The organism is candidate division KSB1 bacterium, from assembly GCA_034506255.1.
Lineage (GTDB): Bacteria > Zhuqueibacterota > Zhuqueibacteria > Zhuqueibacterales > Zhuqueibacteraceae > Coneutiohabitans > Coneutiohabitans thermophilus.
Genome location: JAPDPX010000001.1, coordinates 201,598 through 217,024, shown reverse-complemented (window position 1 = coordinate 217,024; position 15,427 = coordinate 201,598). Strand labels below are relative to the sequence as shown.

At 60.8% G+C, this 15,427-nt stretch carries 10 protein-coding genes; 1 reads left to right on the top strand and 9 read right to left on the bottom strand.

Going from position 1 to position 15,427, the window contains the following annotated elements:
• Window positions 1-68 precede the first annotated feature (68 nt).
• From ONB52_00815 to ONB52_00800, 4 genes are read right to left on the bottom strand one after another with little or no spacing between them, the layout of a single operon-like run.
• Entirely contained in the window at window positions 69-887 is an 819-nt protein-coding gene (locus ONB52_00815; protein MDZ7414680.1) for a carbohydrate ABC transporter permease, read from the bottom strand.
• Window positions 887-1,804, bottom strand: coding sequence for a sugar ABC transporter permease (locus ONB52_00810; GenBank protein ID MDZ7414679.1), 918 nt, complete (start codon window positions 1,802-1,804; stop codon window positions 887-889). The genes ONB52_00815 and ONB52_00810 overlap by 1 nt, the downstream gene beginning before the upstream one ends.
• Window positions 1,797-3,185 carry a sugar ABC transporter substrate-binding protein gene (locus tag ONB52_00805; protein MDZ7414678.1) on the bottom strand — a complete coding sequence of 463 codons (1,389 nt, stop codon included), beginning with the start codon at window positions 3,183-3,185 and terminating at the stop codon, window positions 1,797-1,799. Before ONB52_00805 ends, ONB52_00810 begins: the two co-directional genes overlap by 8 nt.
• Window positions 3,169-5,355, bottom strand: a complete 2,187-nt coding sequence (locus ONB52_00800) for a glycoside hydrolase family 3 C-terminal domain-containing protein (protein ID MDZ7414677.1) — start codon at window positions 5,353-5,355, stop codon at window positions 3,169-3,171. Before ONB52_00800 ends, ONB52_00805 begins: the two co-directional genes overlap by 17 nt.
• 208 nt (window positions 5,356-5,563) lie before the next feature.
• Between ONB52_00800 and ONB52_00795 the strand changes: the two genes are divergently transcribed.
• Window positions 5,564-5,833, top strand: a complete 270-nt coding sequence (locus ONB52_00795; protein ID MDZ7414676.1) for a GxxExxY protein — start codon at window positions 5,564-5,566, stop codon at window positions 5,831-5,833.
• Between the two features lie 98 nt (window positions 5,834-5,931).
• On the opposite strand, the gene ONB52_00790 is transcribed toward ONB52_00795, so the two are convergent.
• The 5 genes from ONB52_00790 to ONB52_00770 form a co-directional block, all read right to left on the bottom strand.
• Window positions 5,932-9,102: a discoidin domain-containing protein gene (locus ONB52_00790; GenBank protein MDZ7414675.1), complete on the bottom strand. Its 3,171-nt coding sequence runs from the start codon at window positions 9,100-9,102 to the stop codon at window positions 5,932-5,934.
• 343 nt (window positions 9,103-9,445) lie between these two features.
• Window positions 9,446-10,006: a hypothetical protein gene (locus ONB52_00785; protein ID MDZ7414674.1), complete on the bottom strand. Its 561-nt coding sequence runs from the start codon at window positions 10,004-10,006 to the stop codon at window positions 9,446-9,448.
• Window positions 10,007-10,211: 205 nt separating this feature from the next.
• On the bottom strand, window positions 10,212-11,621 hold the full coding sequence (locus ONB52_00780) for a Tat pathway signal protein (protein MDZ7414673.1): 1,410 nt from the start codon (window positions 11,619-11,621) through the stop codon (window positions 10,212-10,214).
• Window positions 11,622-11,681: 60 nt separating this feature from the next.
• Window positions 11,682-13,877 carry a GDSL-type esterase/lipase family protein gene (locus ONB52_00775; GenBank protein ID MDZ7414672.1) on the bottom strand — a complete coding sequence of 732 codons (2,196 nt, stop codon included), beginning with the start codon at window positions 13,875-13,877 and terminating at the stop codon, window positions 11,682-11,684.
• A complete protein-coding gene (locus ONB52_00770; GenBank protein ID MDZ7414671.1) occupies window positions 13,877-15,328 on the bottom strand; it encodes an acyl-CoA dehydrogenase family protein in 1,452 nt (483 codons plus the stop codon). The genes ONB52_00775 and ONB52_00770 overlap by 1 nt, the downstream gene beginning before the upstream one ends.
• Window positions 15,329-15,427: the final 99 nt, after the last annotated feature.

Here is a 15,427-nt window from a genome sequence, read left to right as displayed (position 1 = left end):
TTTTCCGGAAGATCAGGCCGCTTAAGAGTAATAAGCACGCGGGCAAATCTCAAGAAATATTTCCATGCTCATTCTTTCAATCCGGCCGCCATGATGCCGCTGAGGTAGTATTTCTGCAGTGCGACAAAAATGATCATGACGGGCAGCACGGTCACCACCGCCCCCGCCATCATCAACTCGGTGTCCTGCACGTGTTCGCCGGTGAGGTTGGCCAGCGCCACCGGCAGGGTGTACATCGCGTCGTCGGTCAGTACGATCAGCGGCCAAAGGAAGTCGTTCCAGGTCCCCATGAAGGTGAAGATCGCGAGGGTGATGAGGATGGGTTTGCACAAGGGCAGGATGACGGACCAGTAAATGCGGAAATCGCCGGCGCCGTCCATGCGCGCCGCTTCCAGGAAGCTGTCGGGAATGGCAAGCGCGAATTGGCGAATCAAAAAAATGCCGTAAATGGTGGCCATGCCGGCCACCATGACGCCAAAGTAGGTGTTGATCAACCCGATTTTGTTCAGCATGAGAAAAAGCGGCAGCGTGGTCACCTGTGCCGGAATCACCATCTCCGCCACCAACAAGCGAAACAGGCGGTCACGGCCGGGAAAGCGGTATTTCGCAAAGGCATAACCCGCCATGGAGTTGAGGAACAGGGAGATCAGCGTGATGCTCACGCTCAGGATCAGACTGTTGACAAAATAGCGCAGCAGCTGCAGCCGGGTGAAAAGCGCGACATAGTGCTCGAGCGTCGGCCGTGCGGGCAGCAGCCGGGGCGGAAAGGTGCTGGCTTCGCCCGCGGCCATAAACGAGGCCGAGACCATCCACAAAGCCGGCGCCAGCGTGGCGGCAGCCAGGAAGACGGCGAGCAGGAGAAGCAAAATTTTAGCGAGACGGGGCATCAGGCCTCCCGGCGTTTTTGCAGCCAGGACTGCAGCACGGAACCGGCGAGAATGATCCCGAACAGCACAAACGCGATCGCCGCGGAATAGCCCAGATTCCACCAGCGAAACCCCTGCTGATACATCAACAGCACCAGGCTGAGCGTGCTGTTGACCGGTCCGCCCTGCGTCATCACGTAGGGCTCGGTGAACAACTGGAAGTTGCCGATCATGGCGATGATGCTGACGAACACTGTGGTGGGCATCAGCAGCGGCAGGGTGATGCGGGTGAACTGCTGCCAGGCACCGGCGCCGTCCAGGCGTGCGGCTTCATAAAGCTGATCGGGAATGTTTTGCAGGCCGGCCAGGAAGATGATCATGTTGTAGCCGAAGTTCTTCCAGATCGACAGCAGGATGATGGCGGGCATGGCCCAGACCGGATCGCCCAGCCAGTCGATCGGGTCGATGCCGAACAAGCCGAGCAGATAATTCAGCAGACCAAAACGGGGATGATAGAGAAAGCGCCAGACCACGGCCACCGCCACCAGCGTGGTCACCACCGGCGCGAAGTAAACTGTGCGAAAGAAAGCCTTCCAGCGCATGACCCGGGAATGGAGCAGCAGCGCGGCTCCCAATGAGGCGGCAATGGCGAGCGGCCCGCCGAGCAGCACGTAATAAAAGGTGTTGGCCATGGCCTTCCAAAACAGCGGGTCCTGCAAAAGCTGGACATAGTTCTTCCCTCCCACAAAGCGCATGTACTGAAAATTGCCGAGCGCATAAATGTCGAAATCGGTGAAACTCAGCACAAAGGCAGCGAGCGCCGGCACAAAGAAGAACAGGAAAATCGGAAGCAGCGCGGGTGCGAGAAAGAAGTAGGCGGCGCGCCGCAAGCTTTTGATTTCCGCCTGCAGTGTGCGCGACCGGCGGGACTCAGTCATGGGATCTCACCTCCAGCAGCCACCGCCGTTTTTCCAGAATCAAATCGACTTCGCGGTCGAGCGCCGCCAGCACCTCCGCCACCGGCCGGCGCTGCAAAGAGCCGATCTCGGCGTATTGCTGCACCTTCATCGCAATCTGCTCCCATTCGGGGATTTTGGGCGTGGGCACCACGTGCTCGAGCTGGCGATAAAACGCCTGGACATGGCGATTATTGGTGAGTGAGGTATCCTGCCAGGCGGCGCGCACTGCCGGCAAGTCACCGGTGATCCGGTAGAAGGCAAGCTGTTGCCGGGGTTCGGAGAGATAGGCAATCAGCTTCCAGACTTCCGGTTTGTGGGGCGAGCGCTTGAACATCACCAGGCTCGAACCGCCGGCGAGCGAGACGCCGGGCGTGTGTTCCTCCGGGCCGGGCAGGGGCGCCGTCATCCAATCATCCTGTAAGTCAGCCGGCAGGCGCTTGCGGAATTCGCCGATGTTCCACGGCCCGGTGAGGTACATCGCGAAGAAACCTTCGGCCATGCCCTGATAGATGTTGGTCACCTGGGTGATGCCCACCGGCGCCAGTTTCTCCCGATAAAACTGCATGAGAAACTCGAAGGCACGGGTGAAAGCCGGGTTGCTGAAATCGCCATAGCGATTGTCATCGCGCAACAGGCGCGAACCGGCCTGCAAACCGGTGATCACGAACGGCGCCCATTCATTGGTTGGCAACAACAGGGCGTATTTGTTTTCCCCGCCCGGCAGTTGTTTGATGCGGCGTGAGACCTCGAGCCATTCCTGCCAGGTGCGCGGCGCCTGCTCCCAGCCGGCTTGCTGCAGAATGTCTTTGCGATAGAACAACACCCGGGTATCAACATACCACGGAATGCCGAAGACCGCGCCCTGCAGCACGTTGGTGTCCCAGATGCCGGGAAAGTAGTTTCGCGGCTGAATCACGCGCGAGCTGTCGATCCAGGGTTGCAAATTCTCCAGTGCCTGCAGCAGTACAAACTCGGGAATCCAGGTGTTGCCGAGCTGGCACATGTCGGGCAGGGAATTGCCGGCATAGGCGGTGAGCAATTTCTCGTGCGCGGCCGTCCACGGAATGCTTTGAATCTTGACGGCGACGCCGGGGTGGCGGCGGTGGAATTCCGGCAGGAGCTGTTGCACGTATTCGCCTTCCGCGCCCATGGCCCAGAATTTAATGACAGTTTTCTCCTCCTGGTCGGATTGGCACGCGCTCAGCGCAAGTGCACACAACATCGCCAGGGCATTCTGCAGCCGGCCGGCATGCCCCGGCCTTGCAGAGCTGCCGCGGCGTGCCACACACCGCCAATTATGACAGCGCAACCGCCGCACACCGGCAGGCGCGGCCGGGCGGGTGTTATTCCACCAACTCAAAACGCGCCTCCAAAACCTCATTGGAGTTTTTGCCGACGAAGACTTTGAATGTGCCCGGTTCCGGCGTCCATTTCATGTCGAGATTGTAGAAGGCCAGTTGCATGGGGTGCAGGACGAAGGCCACGGTTTTGCTCTCCCCCGCAGCCAGCGCCACACGGCGGAAATCCTTGAGCTCTTTCACCGGCCGGGTCACGCTGCCGACCTCGTCGCGCACATAGAGCTGCACAATCTCTTCACCGCTGCGGCTGCCGGTGTTCTGAATCTCGACCGACACACGCAGGGAATCCTGCCGGCGGATTTTTGCGGCGCTCAGGCGCAAGTTGCTGTAGGTGAAAGTAGTGTAGCTCAAGCCGTAGCCGAAGGGAAAGAGCGGCGTGCTGGTGAAGTCGAGATACTTGGAGGTGTATTTGTCCTCCCCCGGCGGCCGGCCGGTTTGTTTAAAATTGTAATACAGCGGAATCTGGCCTTCGCTGCGTGGAAAGGTGACAGGCAGCTTGCCACTGGGATTGACTGCGCCGAACAGCACGTCCGCCACGGCATGGCCGTGTTGCACGCCGAGAAACCACGATTCCACCAGCGCCGGCACCTGCTCCGCGAGCCACGGCACGGTCAGCGGCCGGCCATTCATCAATACCACAATCACCGGTTTGCCGGTGGCGTGAATCAGGCGGACGAATTCTTCCTGCACCCCGGGCAATTGCAGATGCGCGCGACTGGCGGCTTCGCCGCTCATCTCTTCATTTTCACCGACCACCAGAATCACGGCCTCGGCCTGCAGAGCAAGGCGCCGGGCTGCGGCAAAGCCGCGGGTGTCATGGCTGTCCACCGGACAGCCGCGAGCGTGCAGGACTTTGGTGCCGGGGGAAACGGCGGCTTTGATGCCCTGCAAAACCGTGACCACGTCTTCGGGTTTGCCGTCGCAATGCCACGGCCCCAGGGGTGCGGAGCGATCATCGGCGAGCGGCCCCAACACCGCCAGCGTGCGCATGTCCCGGCGCAACGGCAGGAGATTTTTTTCATTCTTCAGCAGCACAATGGCTTTTTGCGCCAGCTCGCGCGCCAGTGCAATGTGCCCGGGATGCAGGAGCATGGCTTGCTCGCGAGCCTTGCTGCTTCCGCGGAAAGGATCGCCGAACAGGCCCAGCCGCTGCTTGGCCTGCAGCACACGGCGCACAGCCTGATTGATGAAATCCTCCGGGAGCCTTTTTTCGCGTACCAGGGGCGCCAGGTCCTGCAAATAGATGCGGCTTTCCATGTCCATGTCCACTCCGGCCTGCAGGGCGAGCGCCCCCGCAGCGGCGCGATTGGCGGCCACACCGTGCGCCAGCAATTCGCCTATGGCATTCCAATCACTCACCACAAAGCCGTTGAAATGCCACTCTTCGCGCAAAACTTTGGTGAGCAACCAATGGTTGGCAGAGCTGGGCACGCCGCCGATTTCGTTGAAGGCGGACATCAGACTGCCGGCGCCGGCCGCCACCGCCGCTTGAAACGGCCGCAGGTAAATTTCGCGCAGCGTGCGCTCGGACAGGTCGACCGTGTTGTAATCACGGCCGCCTTCGGCACCGCCATAGGCGGCGAAATGTTTGGCGCAGGCCAGCAGCGCATCCGGCGCTTGCAAGTCGGTTCCCTGAAAGCCGCGCACCCGCGCCACTGCCATAACCGCGCCCAGATGCGGGTCCTCGCCCGAGCCTTCGGCGATGCGGCCCCAGCGCGGATCACGCGCGATGTCAACCATCGGTGCAAAAGTCCAATGTATGCCCGCGGCCGTGGCTTCCAGCGCGCTGACGCGTGCCGCCCGTTCCACCGCCGCCACGTCCCATGTTGCGGCCTCGGCCAGCGGGATCGGAAAAATAGTGCGAAAACCATGAATCACATCCAGGCCGAAAAGCAGCGGAATTCGCAGCCGCGATTCTTTGAGGACGATTTCCTGCGCCTCGCGCGTGCCCTCCGCACCGACGACATTGAGCAACGAACCGACTTCCCCCCTGCTGATCATCGCCTTCAGTTCAACGCTCAGCGTGTCACGCCACGGGCCGGAAAGCTGATTCAGTTGACCGAGCTTTTCCTCCAGGGTCATGACCGCCAACAACGAGTCGATTCGGCCCTCGGCAGCAGGCGGGACACGCTGCTGCGTCCAAGCCCTGCCGCTGCACGTCAGGATGAGCATAAGCGATGCAAGCAGCCACCGCAACCGGATGCAATTCAACATGAACGATCCCTGCAGTATTATCACGGCGAAATTATCACGATCGCGAAGATTTTTTGAACCACCAAAAGCGCCAGGAACGCCAGGCGAATGACAGCGCTGGCTTCACGCGTTGGGGTCGCCCTGGCAACCGTGTCAGGCTTGAAGGCTGCACGAGCGCGGTTTGTGAATGAATTGCGAAGTATCGCCACCGAGTCTATATGACGGCCGGCGAATTGATGCCGGTTACCGCATTGAGATGCTCGCCGAAGGTTGTATCATCATTGAGAATAAAGCGGTCGATAAACTACTATCAATTCACGAAGCCCAACTACCGACCTGCTTGAAATTACGCGACTGCCGCCTTGAAGGCTTGTTGAACTGGAACGTCAAACTGATGCAAGAAGGCATGCAGCGAATGAGGAATAATCGCAACACATGCTTGCATGCGAAAGCATGAAGAACACAAAGAAAGCCTGCGCGCGCGTTGCGGCCTCGCGGTTGACAGGTTTGGTTGCGGCCATGGCTGCGCCAGGTATAACCGTTGAGAAACGGAAACTATGAACCAGGCCTGCCTGTGGCATAACGCAATTCCAGTCGTGCCGGAAGGGTGTGCAGGAAAATCCGATCGGAGGTGAAAGACGCGATTTTTTTGCCGTTGACCCGCACGCCTTTGAGCGCGGCCGCCAGCGGCGAACGCACCTCCAGCCTGCCCGGTGGCAGGGAGAGATCACCCTCCAATTCGACGATCACCCGGCCGTCGTGCATGTGCATCCGGTAATGCAACGTGCCATAATGCGTCGGCAGATTTCTCACTTCCACGCCGGCGGGGTCACGCACCCATGCTTCGCGGATGCCCTCGCCGATCACCAGGGCGGCGTCCTGCTCGCGCTCGAAGACGAATAGACTGCGCGCGGCGCGCATGAAATCGGAGCCGACCCAGGTGTGCGGCATGTCGCCGATCATTTTGGGGGTGGCCGGATCGCGCCACACGACTTCCGCCCAATGATTCCAACCCGGCGGCCGGCGGTCGGCCATGAAAAAATCGAGCAGGGCGTGCGCCCGCTCGCGATCATACAAGTGAATGAACGTGCCGGTCAGGCGGTGCTCGTAGGGCGTGTAGTTGCTCCAGTCGATTTCCCCACGGCGCCGCTGCTCGAAGAATTGGAAGTATTTGTCGAAGGTCTGGTGCAGTTGCGGCTCGGGAATGTTGCCCAGCTCGTTCACCGGCGACACGCCGATGGTGGTCGAAGTGGCGTCAAAATCACCCAGCTCGACGCAGCCGGGAATATAGTCGATGTTTTTGTTCGCCATCGCCAGCCGCATCGAATTGTAAAGGCAGGTTTGGAAATCATCGCGCTCGGCGGCGAACTCCCGCGCCAGCTCCCGCTCTCCCAGAATCTCCGCCATTGCCGCGGCATCCTTCAGACCGCGCAGCACGAAGAAATCATCCCAGTAGGAGTGCATGGGCTTGGCGGAATAGCCTTCGTGGCTGATCGATTCCGGCACCAAACCGAAACAGGCGCGCTGTTCCGGCGTGCCGGTGCGATAAGGTTCGGTCATGCGCCCGCGGCGCAGTTCCTGAATGTAACGCACCGCCTTGATCACGTGCGGAAATTTGCCGCGCAGCCACTCGCGATCGTGCGTGAAGCGATAGTATTCCATCACCGCATAAATCAACTGGCCGTGGCTGTCGTGCTCGGGCACGGGATCGGCGCCGCGGCTGTCGACCACGCACGGCACTTTGCCGGAGGGATATTGATGCGGCGCATACCAGTCGAGATATTCCCGCACTTCGGCGGCATGGCCGGTTTGCAGCAGCGCCGTCGCGGTGAGTGAACCGTCGCGAATCCAGGCGCGCTCGTAAGTGCGCGACCCGGGTTGAATCGCGGGACCGTCGCGATTGATCAGGATGTAGGCGATTTGCGATTTGAAGGTGTTGACGAGTTCCTGCGCCGCGCCCGGCAATCTAATCGTGAGGTTATCGAGTTTGGCCTGCCAGAATTCTCTGGTCTGCTGCAGCAGCTCCGCGACATTCCAATTTTCAGAAGCCACGCCGTCATGGAACGGCACAACCAGGGCAACCTCTTTCACCTCGCCGGGTGCGAGCGTGAAATCATATTGCAGCGCGCCGGAGGCAAAACCGGTGTGATCGCCGATCACCGTGTTGGCCGGCAGAACACCATCCTGTAAATACTCGGTGATGTCGCCCTGATCGAAAGTTGCGGCGCCGAAGCCGGTGGGCGGCGGCTGCGGAAACACCCGCTTGTGCGGCCGGACGTGAACAACGCCGCCGGCATGGCGCAAGCTGTCCAGGCGCGCGACCCCGCCGATGAGGTTGAGCTCCTGCCAGGGCGGCAGCACTTGAAACGGCCGCAGCGCGATGAACAGCTTTCCCGCCACCGCCCTCTCACTGCTGTTGCGCAGATGATAGCGCGCCACCAGCAGGGAGGCGCCCGCCTCGCCGGCAGCAAAGGCCGTTATCGTGAGTTGCACTTTGTCACTTTCCCATTGCACCGAGGGAACCGGCAAATAGTTTTGCTCGAGCCACTGGCGGCGCTTGACATCATGCCATGTCAACAGCCGGCCCTCGACATGCAAAAATGGTTCGAGCGAGAAGCAGGCCTTGTCCACCTCGAGACTGCCGGTTTCACTGAGCAGTGCTTCTTTGCTGTCACCGCTGACACCGACGATGGTCCAGTAGGTTTGCTCCCGCAAAAAAGGTCTGGGGAAAAAGCCGCGCCGCATGTCCGGGGCGGTGGCAATCGCGGTGAAGAAGGCATTCGGCGAGGCGGAGAATTCCGGGCCTTTGACTTCCAGCCGGAGCAGACCATAACCGCGGCCGCCATTGCTTTGCATGAGCTGCAGGCGCAGGAACCTGGCCTCGGCCTCGGGCAGATAGAGATGGTCCTTCTTTCCCGTGCCGTTGCGCACGGCATAGGCCGTGGTCCATTCTTTCCCGTCGTCGGACAATTCGACATCGTAGGCGGTGGCGAATTTGGAGGAATCCCAGTGAATCACCAGCCCGCCGATTTCGCGCACTTTTTGAAAATCGACCGTGAGCTGCTCGTGCTCGCTTGCGCCGGCGCTGATCCAATCGTGGATGAGGTTGCCGTCGGCAGTAATCTGCGGCGGACTGGAAGAGATGGAGGACGAGGCATGCACGCGCGGCGGGCCGGCGGGTTGGGCGGCGTCATCAATCGGCTCGAATTTGAAATCATCGACACAAATCCGGCCTTTGCCGCCGGCGCCGGCGGAAATCACAAACTCGACACGGTCAATGCGCTGCGGCATGCCGCCGCCGGCCGGCCCCCACGCAAAAGTAATGTGACGTTTTTTGATCGTGCGCTTTTGCCACTCGCGCGGATAGTCGAGGTTGAGCTGCTTGATCCAATAGACATTGTCCAGGGAATCGAGCAGCTTGAATTCGAAATTGTTGACCGGCGTTTCGCCGCGCAAATAGAAGCTGAATTTGTAATTCTCCGGCAGGGTGAGCGGCAGCCGCTTCTGTGCGATGACATAGCCGGACCCAGCCTGAAACTCGAATTCCAACGCCAGGGCCCTGCCGGTGTGGCCCGGCACGCTGGCAAGTCTGCCGGCGACGCCGTCGGAAACGATCACCTGCCAGCCCGCGAGGTTTTCGAAATCATCCAGCAGCCTGGGCTGGGCCAGGCTGTCTTCCCCCATCGCCAAAAGCGCGAGCGTGAGTACGCCAATCTGCCGCTTCATGGGCTGCTCTCATCTTTTCACATTGCGTTGTCTTCGAAGCCCGGTTGCTCACCATCGTTCCCGCGCGGGAGGCGGGCACTGCTGTCCGGTTGGGACGATGAAGGTTTGCCGCCGCCGAGACACCGTTGGCATGCGGCAGCGCCCGGCTGCAGCGTGTACCTGGATCTGCCGGGGCGCAACAGGCACCGGTCGCAGCGCACCAACCCGGCGCTGCCTCAGTCATATGCCTGCGCCAAACCTCACCCCTGCGGGAAACAAGCCTGCCACGCAATCAGAAATCGCCATACAAAAAACCGCCGGTCATTTCATAAAATTGCACTTTTCGTGGCAGGAAAATCTTGCCTCAGTGCGGCCACAACCAGCCGAACACGCCGGCCGTCAACAGTGCATAGAGCAGACCGTCCACGGTGGTTTTGAAGGTCGTGGTCCAGGAACGTTTATACCAAATCGACATCTGCCAGAGCGCAACGGCGTAGCCCAGGAAGGCAGTGGTGCCGACGAAGCGAAACACCTGCAAATAGCCTGCTTCGGCACTGAGCGCCCGGCTTGCAACATAGGCGGCAAACAGATTGACGACAATGGAATAGAGAAACCACTGCAGCAGACTGCTCCCCATAGCCATTTGGCCGGCCGGCAGGACGGTGAACACCATCACCGGGCCTTTCTTCAGCTTGTCGGCAAATTCGGGGCTGCGTGCTTCATTCATGCTGGTGGCGCGTGGCATCATGTAATCCCCCGGCGGCAGCGCGAACGGGCGCAGCGCCTCCATCACCCTGGCCTCGTTTGGCACCTTGCGGTAGTCATTCTTGTGCCAGGGCAGCGCCATGTGAATAATCGAACTCACGATGAAAATGAGCACGGCTGACAGCAGGATGGGGAGCCAAAGTGCGGTCAGTTCGGTCATGGCCTCTCCTCCGGTTAATGAGTGCATGATGGGCCGCCGCCTTGCGGCATGCGGGAGTTGGTTGTCGGCCCCAATGATTTCGTGTCCCTCACAACCGATCCGCAACGGCTTGGCCGTTGCCTGAATACCCTCTGAAATTCCTCCAGACTCGTGAAGCTTGAAAAACCCTCGACCCAGCCGAGGGTGAAACTCTTTCGTACAGGCACTATTTTACGTGCTCCAGCCAGCCGCCCCTGAAGCCGGCACGCTGCAGGCCGGTCACGATGTACTTGTTCTTCTTCATCACCTCCCACACCAGGCCGGTGCGCAAGTTTTCTATCATGATCGCGATCGGCCCCTGATCGATGCCCAGGTAATCGTGGTCGAACCAGCCGTTGGGTGTCTGTGGGGTAATGTAGGAAGGATTGAATGAATCAAGAAAGCCGTACTTCGTCCACAAACGATCGCCGTATTTTTCTGCCATCGTTTTCAGCGCCGGGATGCAAATCTCCGGCGCGAATGCGACAGAACCGCCGGCCGCGGTCGGTGCAAGGGTGCCGTCATCCTCCACCCAATCAAATGACACGCCGCGGGCGCGATAGGACCAGAATTGCCGCGTGCTGCCATCGACCACAAAGGTGGTGTCTTTGGGGCCGTCACACGCGGTGAATCCCCAGAGGTTTTCGGAATAATCACGATATCGTCGCGGGTTTTCCCTGGCATAAGCCTGCTGCGTGTAAGTCGCCCGCCGTGAGTTTTCAAAATAATCACTGCCCTTCGCGCGCATGTAATCATCCTGAATGCCGCGAAAGTCGATCCAGCAATGCGAGTACTGATGGCCGAACAACGGCCCGAAGCTGACGAACGCCAGGCCGTAATATTCGGCCCAAACGTAGGGTTTGGTCCAGGTTTGCCAGGTGCTTTCCGGCAACGGATGGGTGGGCGAGCCGAGGGCAAGAATGTAAAGAATCATGGCCTCGTCGTAGCCGTCCCAGATGTGTTTCCCGAAGCCGCGTTCCGGATACCAGGCGGTTTTCAACCCGGCGGCGTCCGCCATGAACCAGTTCCAGTCGACGCGCAGATAAAGCGAATCGGCGAGAGCGCGAAGGGATTGTTCAACGGGATCCGCTTGATCGAAATAGGACTGGCAAAACAGCACGCCGGCGAGCAACAGGGCCGTGTCTATGGTGGACAATTCGCATCGCCACTCGCGCAGGCCGCCGGGCACTTGCAAGAAGTGATAGAAGAAGCCCCGGTAACCGCTGGTGCTGTCGGGTCGGTCATTTTGCGGCAGGTGCCACAGGAAGCGCAGGGTGTTGTTGGTGCGTTGCGCCGCCTCGGCGCGTGTGAGCAGGCGGCGCTCGGCGGCGATCGGATAGCAGGTCAGGCCGAAGCCGATGGCCGCGATGCTGCTGGGACTGGGGGAGGGCCAGCGATCCCAACACAGGCCGGTTTGCAGGTCGGTGGTTTCGAGAAAAAATTTCAACGTGCGGACTTGCAGGGTGTCGAGGAAGGGATCCCAGGCGGCCACGGGAGTGGGCAGCTTTTTCGGCGCCGGGCTTTCACACCTGATGGTCAGGGCGGCAGCCCCGGCGAGCAGCAGCAAGCCGGGCAGTATCAGTGTCTTTTTTGTCATGCGGGCATCGCTGTCAGGCTGGGTGGTTCATGCACCGCGGACGGCGCCTTGTCGCGGGTGCTACTTCAGCAAGAGGACCTTGCCTATTTGTTGAAATGCTCCCGCTTGCAGTTCATAGAAATAAATTCCGCCTGCCAGATGCCGGCCGTCGAAAACAAACTCATGCGACCCGGCGGCCAAAGTGCCCTGGAACAATGTGGCCACCACCCGCCCGGCGAGATCAAAAACACGCAACTTCACGGGCATGGGCTGCGCCAGGGAAAGGCGAATGTTCGTTATCGGATTGAAGGGATTCGGATAATTCTGAAAAAGCGTGAAAGCCGCGGGGGGCTGGAAGTTTTTTGCAACGACGCCGGTGACCGGCATAAAGCCCGCACGCTGCAGACCGCGTTGAATGTCGGGGTTTTGCATGAAGCGCCGCCAGACGCGGCCGCTGCGATAATTTTCGATCATCACGATCATCGGGCCCTGATCGATGCCGATGATGTTGGGCGCCCACCAATTGCGGGTGAGATTGAAGGCATCGCGAAAGCCATAGCGGGTCCACAAACTCGGGCCGTAGTAGTCGTAGAAGTGGCGCAGGGCAGCCAGCGACTCGCGCGGGGTGAAGGGCATGGAGCTGCCGGCGGCGGTGGGCGCAATGGTGCCGTCCTCATTCTCGGGCGGCGGCGCCCCGCGCGCCTTGTAGCCATTGGGGCCGTCGCAGGCGGTGATGCCCCACACGTTCTCGCCGTAGCCCAGCCAGCCGCCGGGATTGGCGATGCAATAGGCGCGTTGCGCCAGCGTGGCCCGCCGCGAGTTTTCAAAATAATCGCTGCCCCTGGCGCGCATGTACTCGTCCTGGATGCCGCGAAAGTCGATCCAGCAATGCGAATACTGATGGCCGAAGAGCGGCGGGAAGCTGACGAACTCATAGCCATAAAGCAATTGCCAGCGATAGCCGCCGGTCCAGGCCTTCCAGATCGACGCGGGCAGCGCATGGGTGGGCGAGCCCAGCCCCAGCAGGTTCATGATCATGGCTTCATTGTAGCCGCTCCACCACCAGCCGATGAAACCGCGCTCCGGCGACCAGCCACCGGTGAGGTTGGGTTGAAAGTTGCGCATCCAGTTCCAATCGACCCGGTAATAAATCGAGTCGGCCAGACTGCGAATTTGCGTTTCCGCGGCATCGCTGCCGGTGAAATACTGCTTCATATCGAGAATGCCGGCCAGCAGCAGCGCGGTGTCGATGGAGGAGAGTTCGGAATCCCAGGTGCGCAGCGCGGTGGTCATGTCGAGAAAATGATAAAAGAAACCTTTGTAGCCGATGCGTCCCTGGGCTTCCCGGCCTTGCGGTTTTTGCCAGAAGGTGTTGAGCGTGGTCAGCACACGGTCGCGGCCCGCCGTGCGGGAAATCCAGCCGCGGTCGATGGCGATGGTGATCGCAGTCAGACCAAAGCCCACCGCGGCGATGCTGCAGGGTGCATAAGTGGCGCTGTGATCCTTGATCAAACCGTTGCTGGGATTGGCCTCCTGCCAGAAGTAATCGAAGCAGGCGCGCTGCACCAGATCGAGAAACAGGCTGTCGGTCAGAGCCGACACGTTGTGCACGCCGGCGGCGACCACGCGATCGTACAAAATGCCATGCGCCGCATCGTTGAGATGGACCCCATCACCGCTGTCGTAGGCGGGCACGATGGTACCGTCGACATTGGCGAGACCGCTCCAAAAATCGATCACCTGTTCGCGCCAGCGCGCCCGGGTGGAATCGCGCATGGCAATCAGAAGCTGGCGCTGGGTGGCCGGGAGATTGCGCGGTTGTGTGGTGGTGATCCACACCGGCACGGTGGCGGCCCGCGCCTTCGCCAGCACGGCTTCATAATTGGCGAGTTGCTCTTTCACAGGGTAGCCGCTGGCCGCGTCGTTGCTGGGCAGGTTGATGATGATGGCGCTCGGCTTGAGCGACAGCGCCTTGTTGATGTTGCGCTCGTGGTCGGGGGCAGGCCGGCCCGGCGGCGGGGTGGTGCCGTCCGGCAGGATGTGATAGGTGGTGTACCCGCCGCGCGCCAGATTGGTCACCACATTGGCGGGATTGCGGCTTTGCAGAAAGGCGCGATAACGATTGACCCAGGCATTGTTGGGATCGCGCGGGCCGGTGCCCTCGGCGGTGGAGGAGCCAAGCACGACCATGTGCAGCCCTGCCGCCTGCGTTTGCGCCGCGGTCGGAACAGCCGCGAGGGCGAGCAGCAGACACAACGAAAGGATTTTTTTCATCATCAGGGCTCCTTTTGGGATAACACCTTCGCGGTGGTCATCGCCAGCTCGCGAAAGAGCGCCTCGGCACCGGCTTCCTTTTCCGCACGGGAAAGTCCCGGCAGTGTTTCGATGCGCGCGCGGAGGGCAGCGAGTGTTTCCGCTCCGCCCTGCGCAGCGAGATGCTGTTCCAGCAGGCGATGCGCCTGTTTGCGTTCCATCACCTCCAGGCCGTCCAAAATCTGGCGATGCGGCGTGCCCTCCCAAATCTGCAGGATCATGGCTTCACGCAGCCAGCGCTCGATTCCGAACTCCGCCAGGGTGCCCGCCCCGCCGTAAACTTCCATGGCCCACTTGGCGGTTTGCACGGCCACTTCCGCCGTCCAATATTTGGCGAGATGGGCCAGCAGACGGAAGAGGTGATGGCGCTCCGAATAAGGCGGGCGCTCCTGCCAGACCGCCTCCAGCAGTTGTGCCGCCTCCCACGCCAGGGCAAACGCCGCGCGCAATTGCGCGAGTCGCTCGTCGAATTGTCGGCGCAAGAGCGGCTGCTGCAAGACCGGTTTTCCAAAAGCCCGGCGCGACGCCGCAAAATCCCGGGCGTCACCCAGCGCGCGCTGCATCAACGCCACACTCGCCAGGCTGTTGGCCACCCGGGAAAGATTCAGCACCTCGAGGATCAGATAGATTCCCTGCTCCGGCGTGCCGAGCAAATGGGCTTCGCTGTCGTGCAATTCCACCTCGCCGGTGGGAACGGCGCGCGTGGCAATTTTGTCCTTGAGGCGGCGCACAAAGTAATTGCGGCTGCCATCGTCACGCAGTTTGGGCACCAGAAAAAGCGCCAGCCCCCGCACGTCCGGCCTGGCGCCTGCGGGCCGGGCGGCCACCAGCGCCAGCTCGGCGCCCACGTTGCTGGCAAAATATTTCGCGCCGGTCAGCCGCCAGCAATCGCCGGCCCTCACCGCCGTGGTTTCGACGGCCGCGCCCAAATCGGAGCCGCCCTTGATTTCAGTCATCCAGGTGGCGCCCTGCCACACGCTCTCATCCCGGCGGAGCAAAGGTGTCAAAAAGCGGTTTTTCAAATCGTCGCTGCCATACTTTTCCAGCGCCACCGCAGTCGCCAGCGAAACCGTGTAGGGACAAAAAAGTCCGGGATCGTGAAAGGCGGTGACATAGCCCATATGGCAAAAAGGCAGCAGCGAATGCTCCTCAAACACCCGCCAGATGATGCCCTGGCAATAACCGCGCTTGAGCATGCTCCAATAGGCCGGGGGCAGGAGAATTTCATCCACCCGGGTGCCGTGGGCATCGAACATGCGCAGCCAGGGTGTGCCGCCCTGATCGATGGCCCGCGACACGGTATTCCCTTCTGCCTGCCACCACTGCTCCTGCGCCCGCAGTTGCTCCGGCGCGGGTACGGCGCCGAGCATGTGTTGCAGAAACGCGAGAGGCGAATGCAGCGCTTCGAGTGTCATGGTCAAGAGGATGATCGTGAGTTTCTGTTTGGGAAATGTTCCAACCCCGGCTGAGCCGGGGACTGCCAGCCTTCGAGTTTGCCGTCAGCCTCGGGCGTG

Coding starts and splice junctions, on each gene's coding strand:
- ONB52_00815 (MDZ7414680.1), bottom strand. CDS start 887: ATGCCCCGTCTCGCTAAAATTTTGCTTCTCCTGCTCGCCGTCTTCCTG.
- ONB52_00800 (MDZ7414677.1), bottom strand. CDS start 5,355: ATGCTCATCCTGACGTGCAGCGGCAGGGCTTGGACGCAGCAGCGTGTC.
- ONB52_00770 (MDZ7414671.1), bottom strand. CDS start 15,328: ATGACACTCGAAGCGCTGCATTCGCCTCTCGCGTTTCTGCAACACATG.
- ONB52_00780 (MDZ7414673.1), bottom strand. CDS start 11,621: ATGACAAAAAAGACACTGATACTGCCCGGCTTGCTGCTGCTCGCCGGG.
- ONB52_00775 (MDZ7414672.1), bottom strand. CDS start 13,877: ATGATGAAAAAAATCCTTTCGTTGTGTCTGCTGCTCGCCCTCGCGGCT.
- ONB52_00810 (MDZ7414679.1), bottom strand. CDS start 1,804: ATGACTGAGTCCCGCCGGTCGCGCACACTGCAGGCGGAAATCAAAAGC.
- ONB52_00785 (MDZ7414674.1), bottom strand. CDS start 10,006: ATGACCGAACTGACCGCACTTTGGCTCCCCATCCTGCTGTCAGCCGTG.
- ONB52_00790 (MDZ7414675.1), bottom strand. CDS start 9,102: ATGAAGCGGCAGATTGGCGTACTCACGCTCGCGCTTTTGGCGATGGGG.
- ONB52_00795 (MDZ7414676.1), top strand. CDS start 5,564: ATGAATTGCGAAGTATCGCCACCGAGTCTATATGACGGCCGGCGAATT.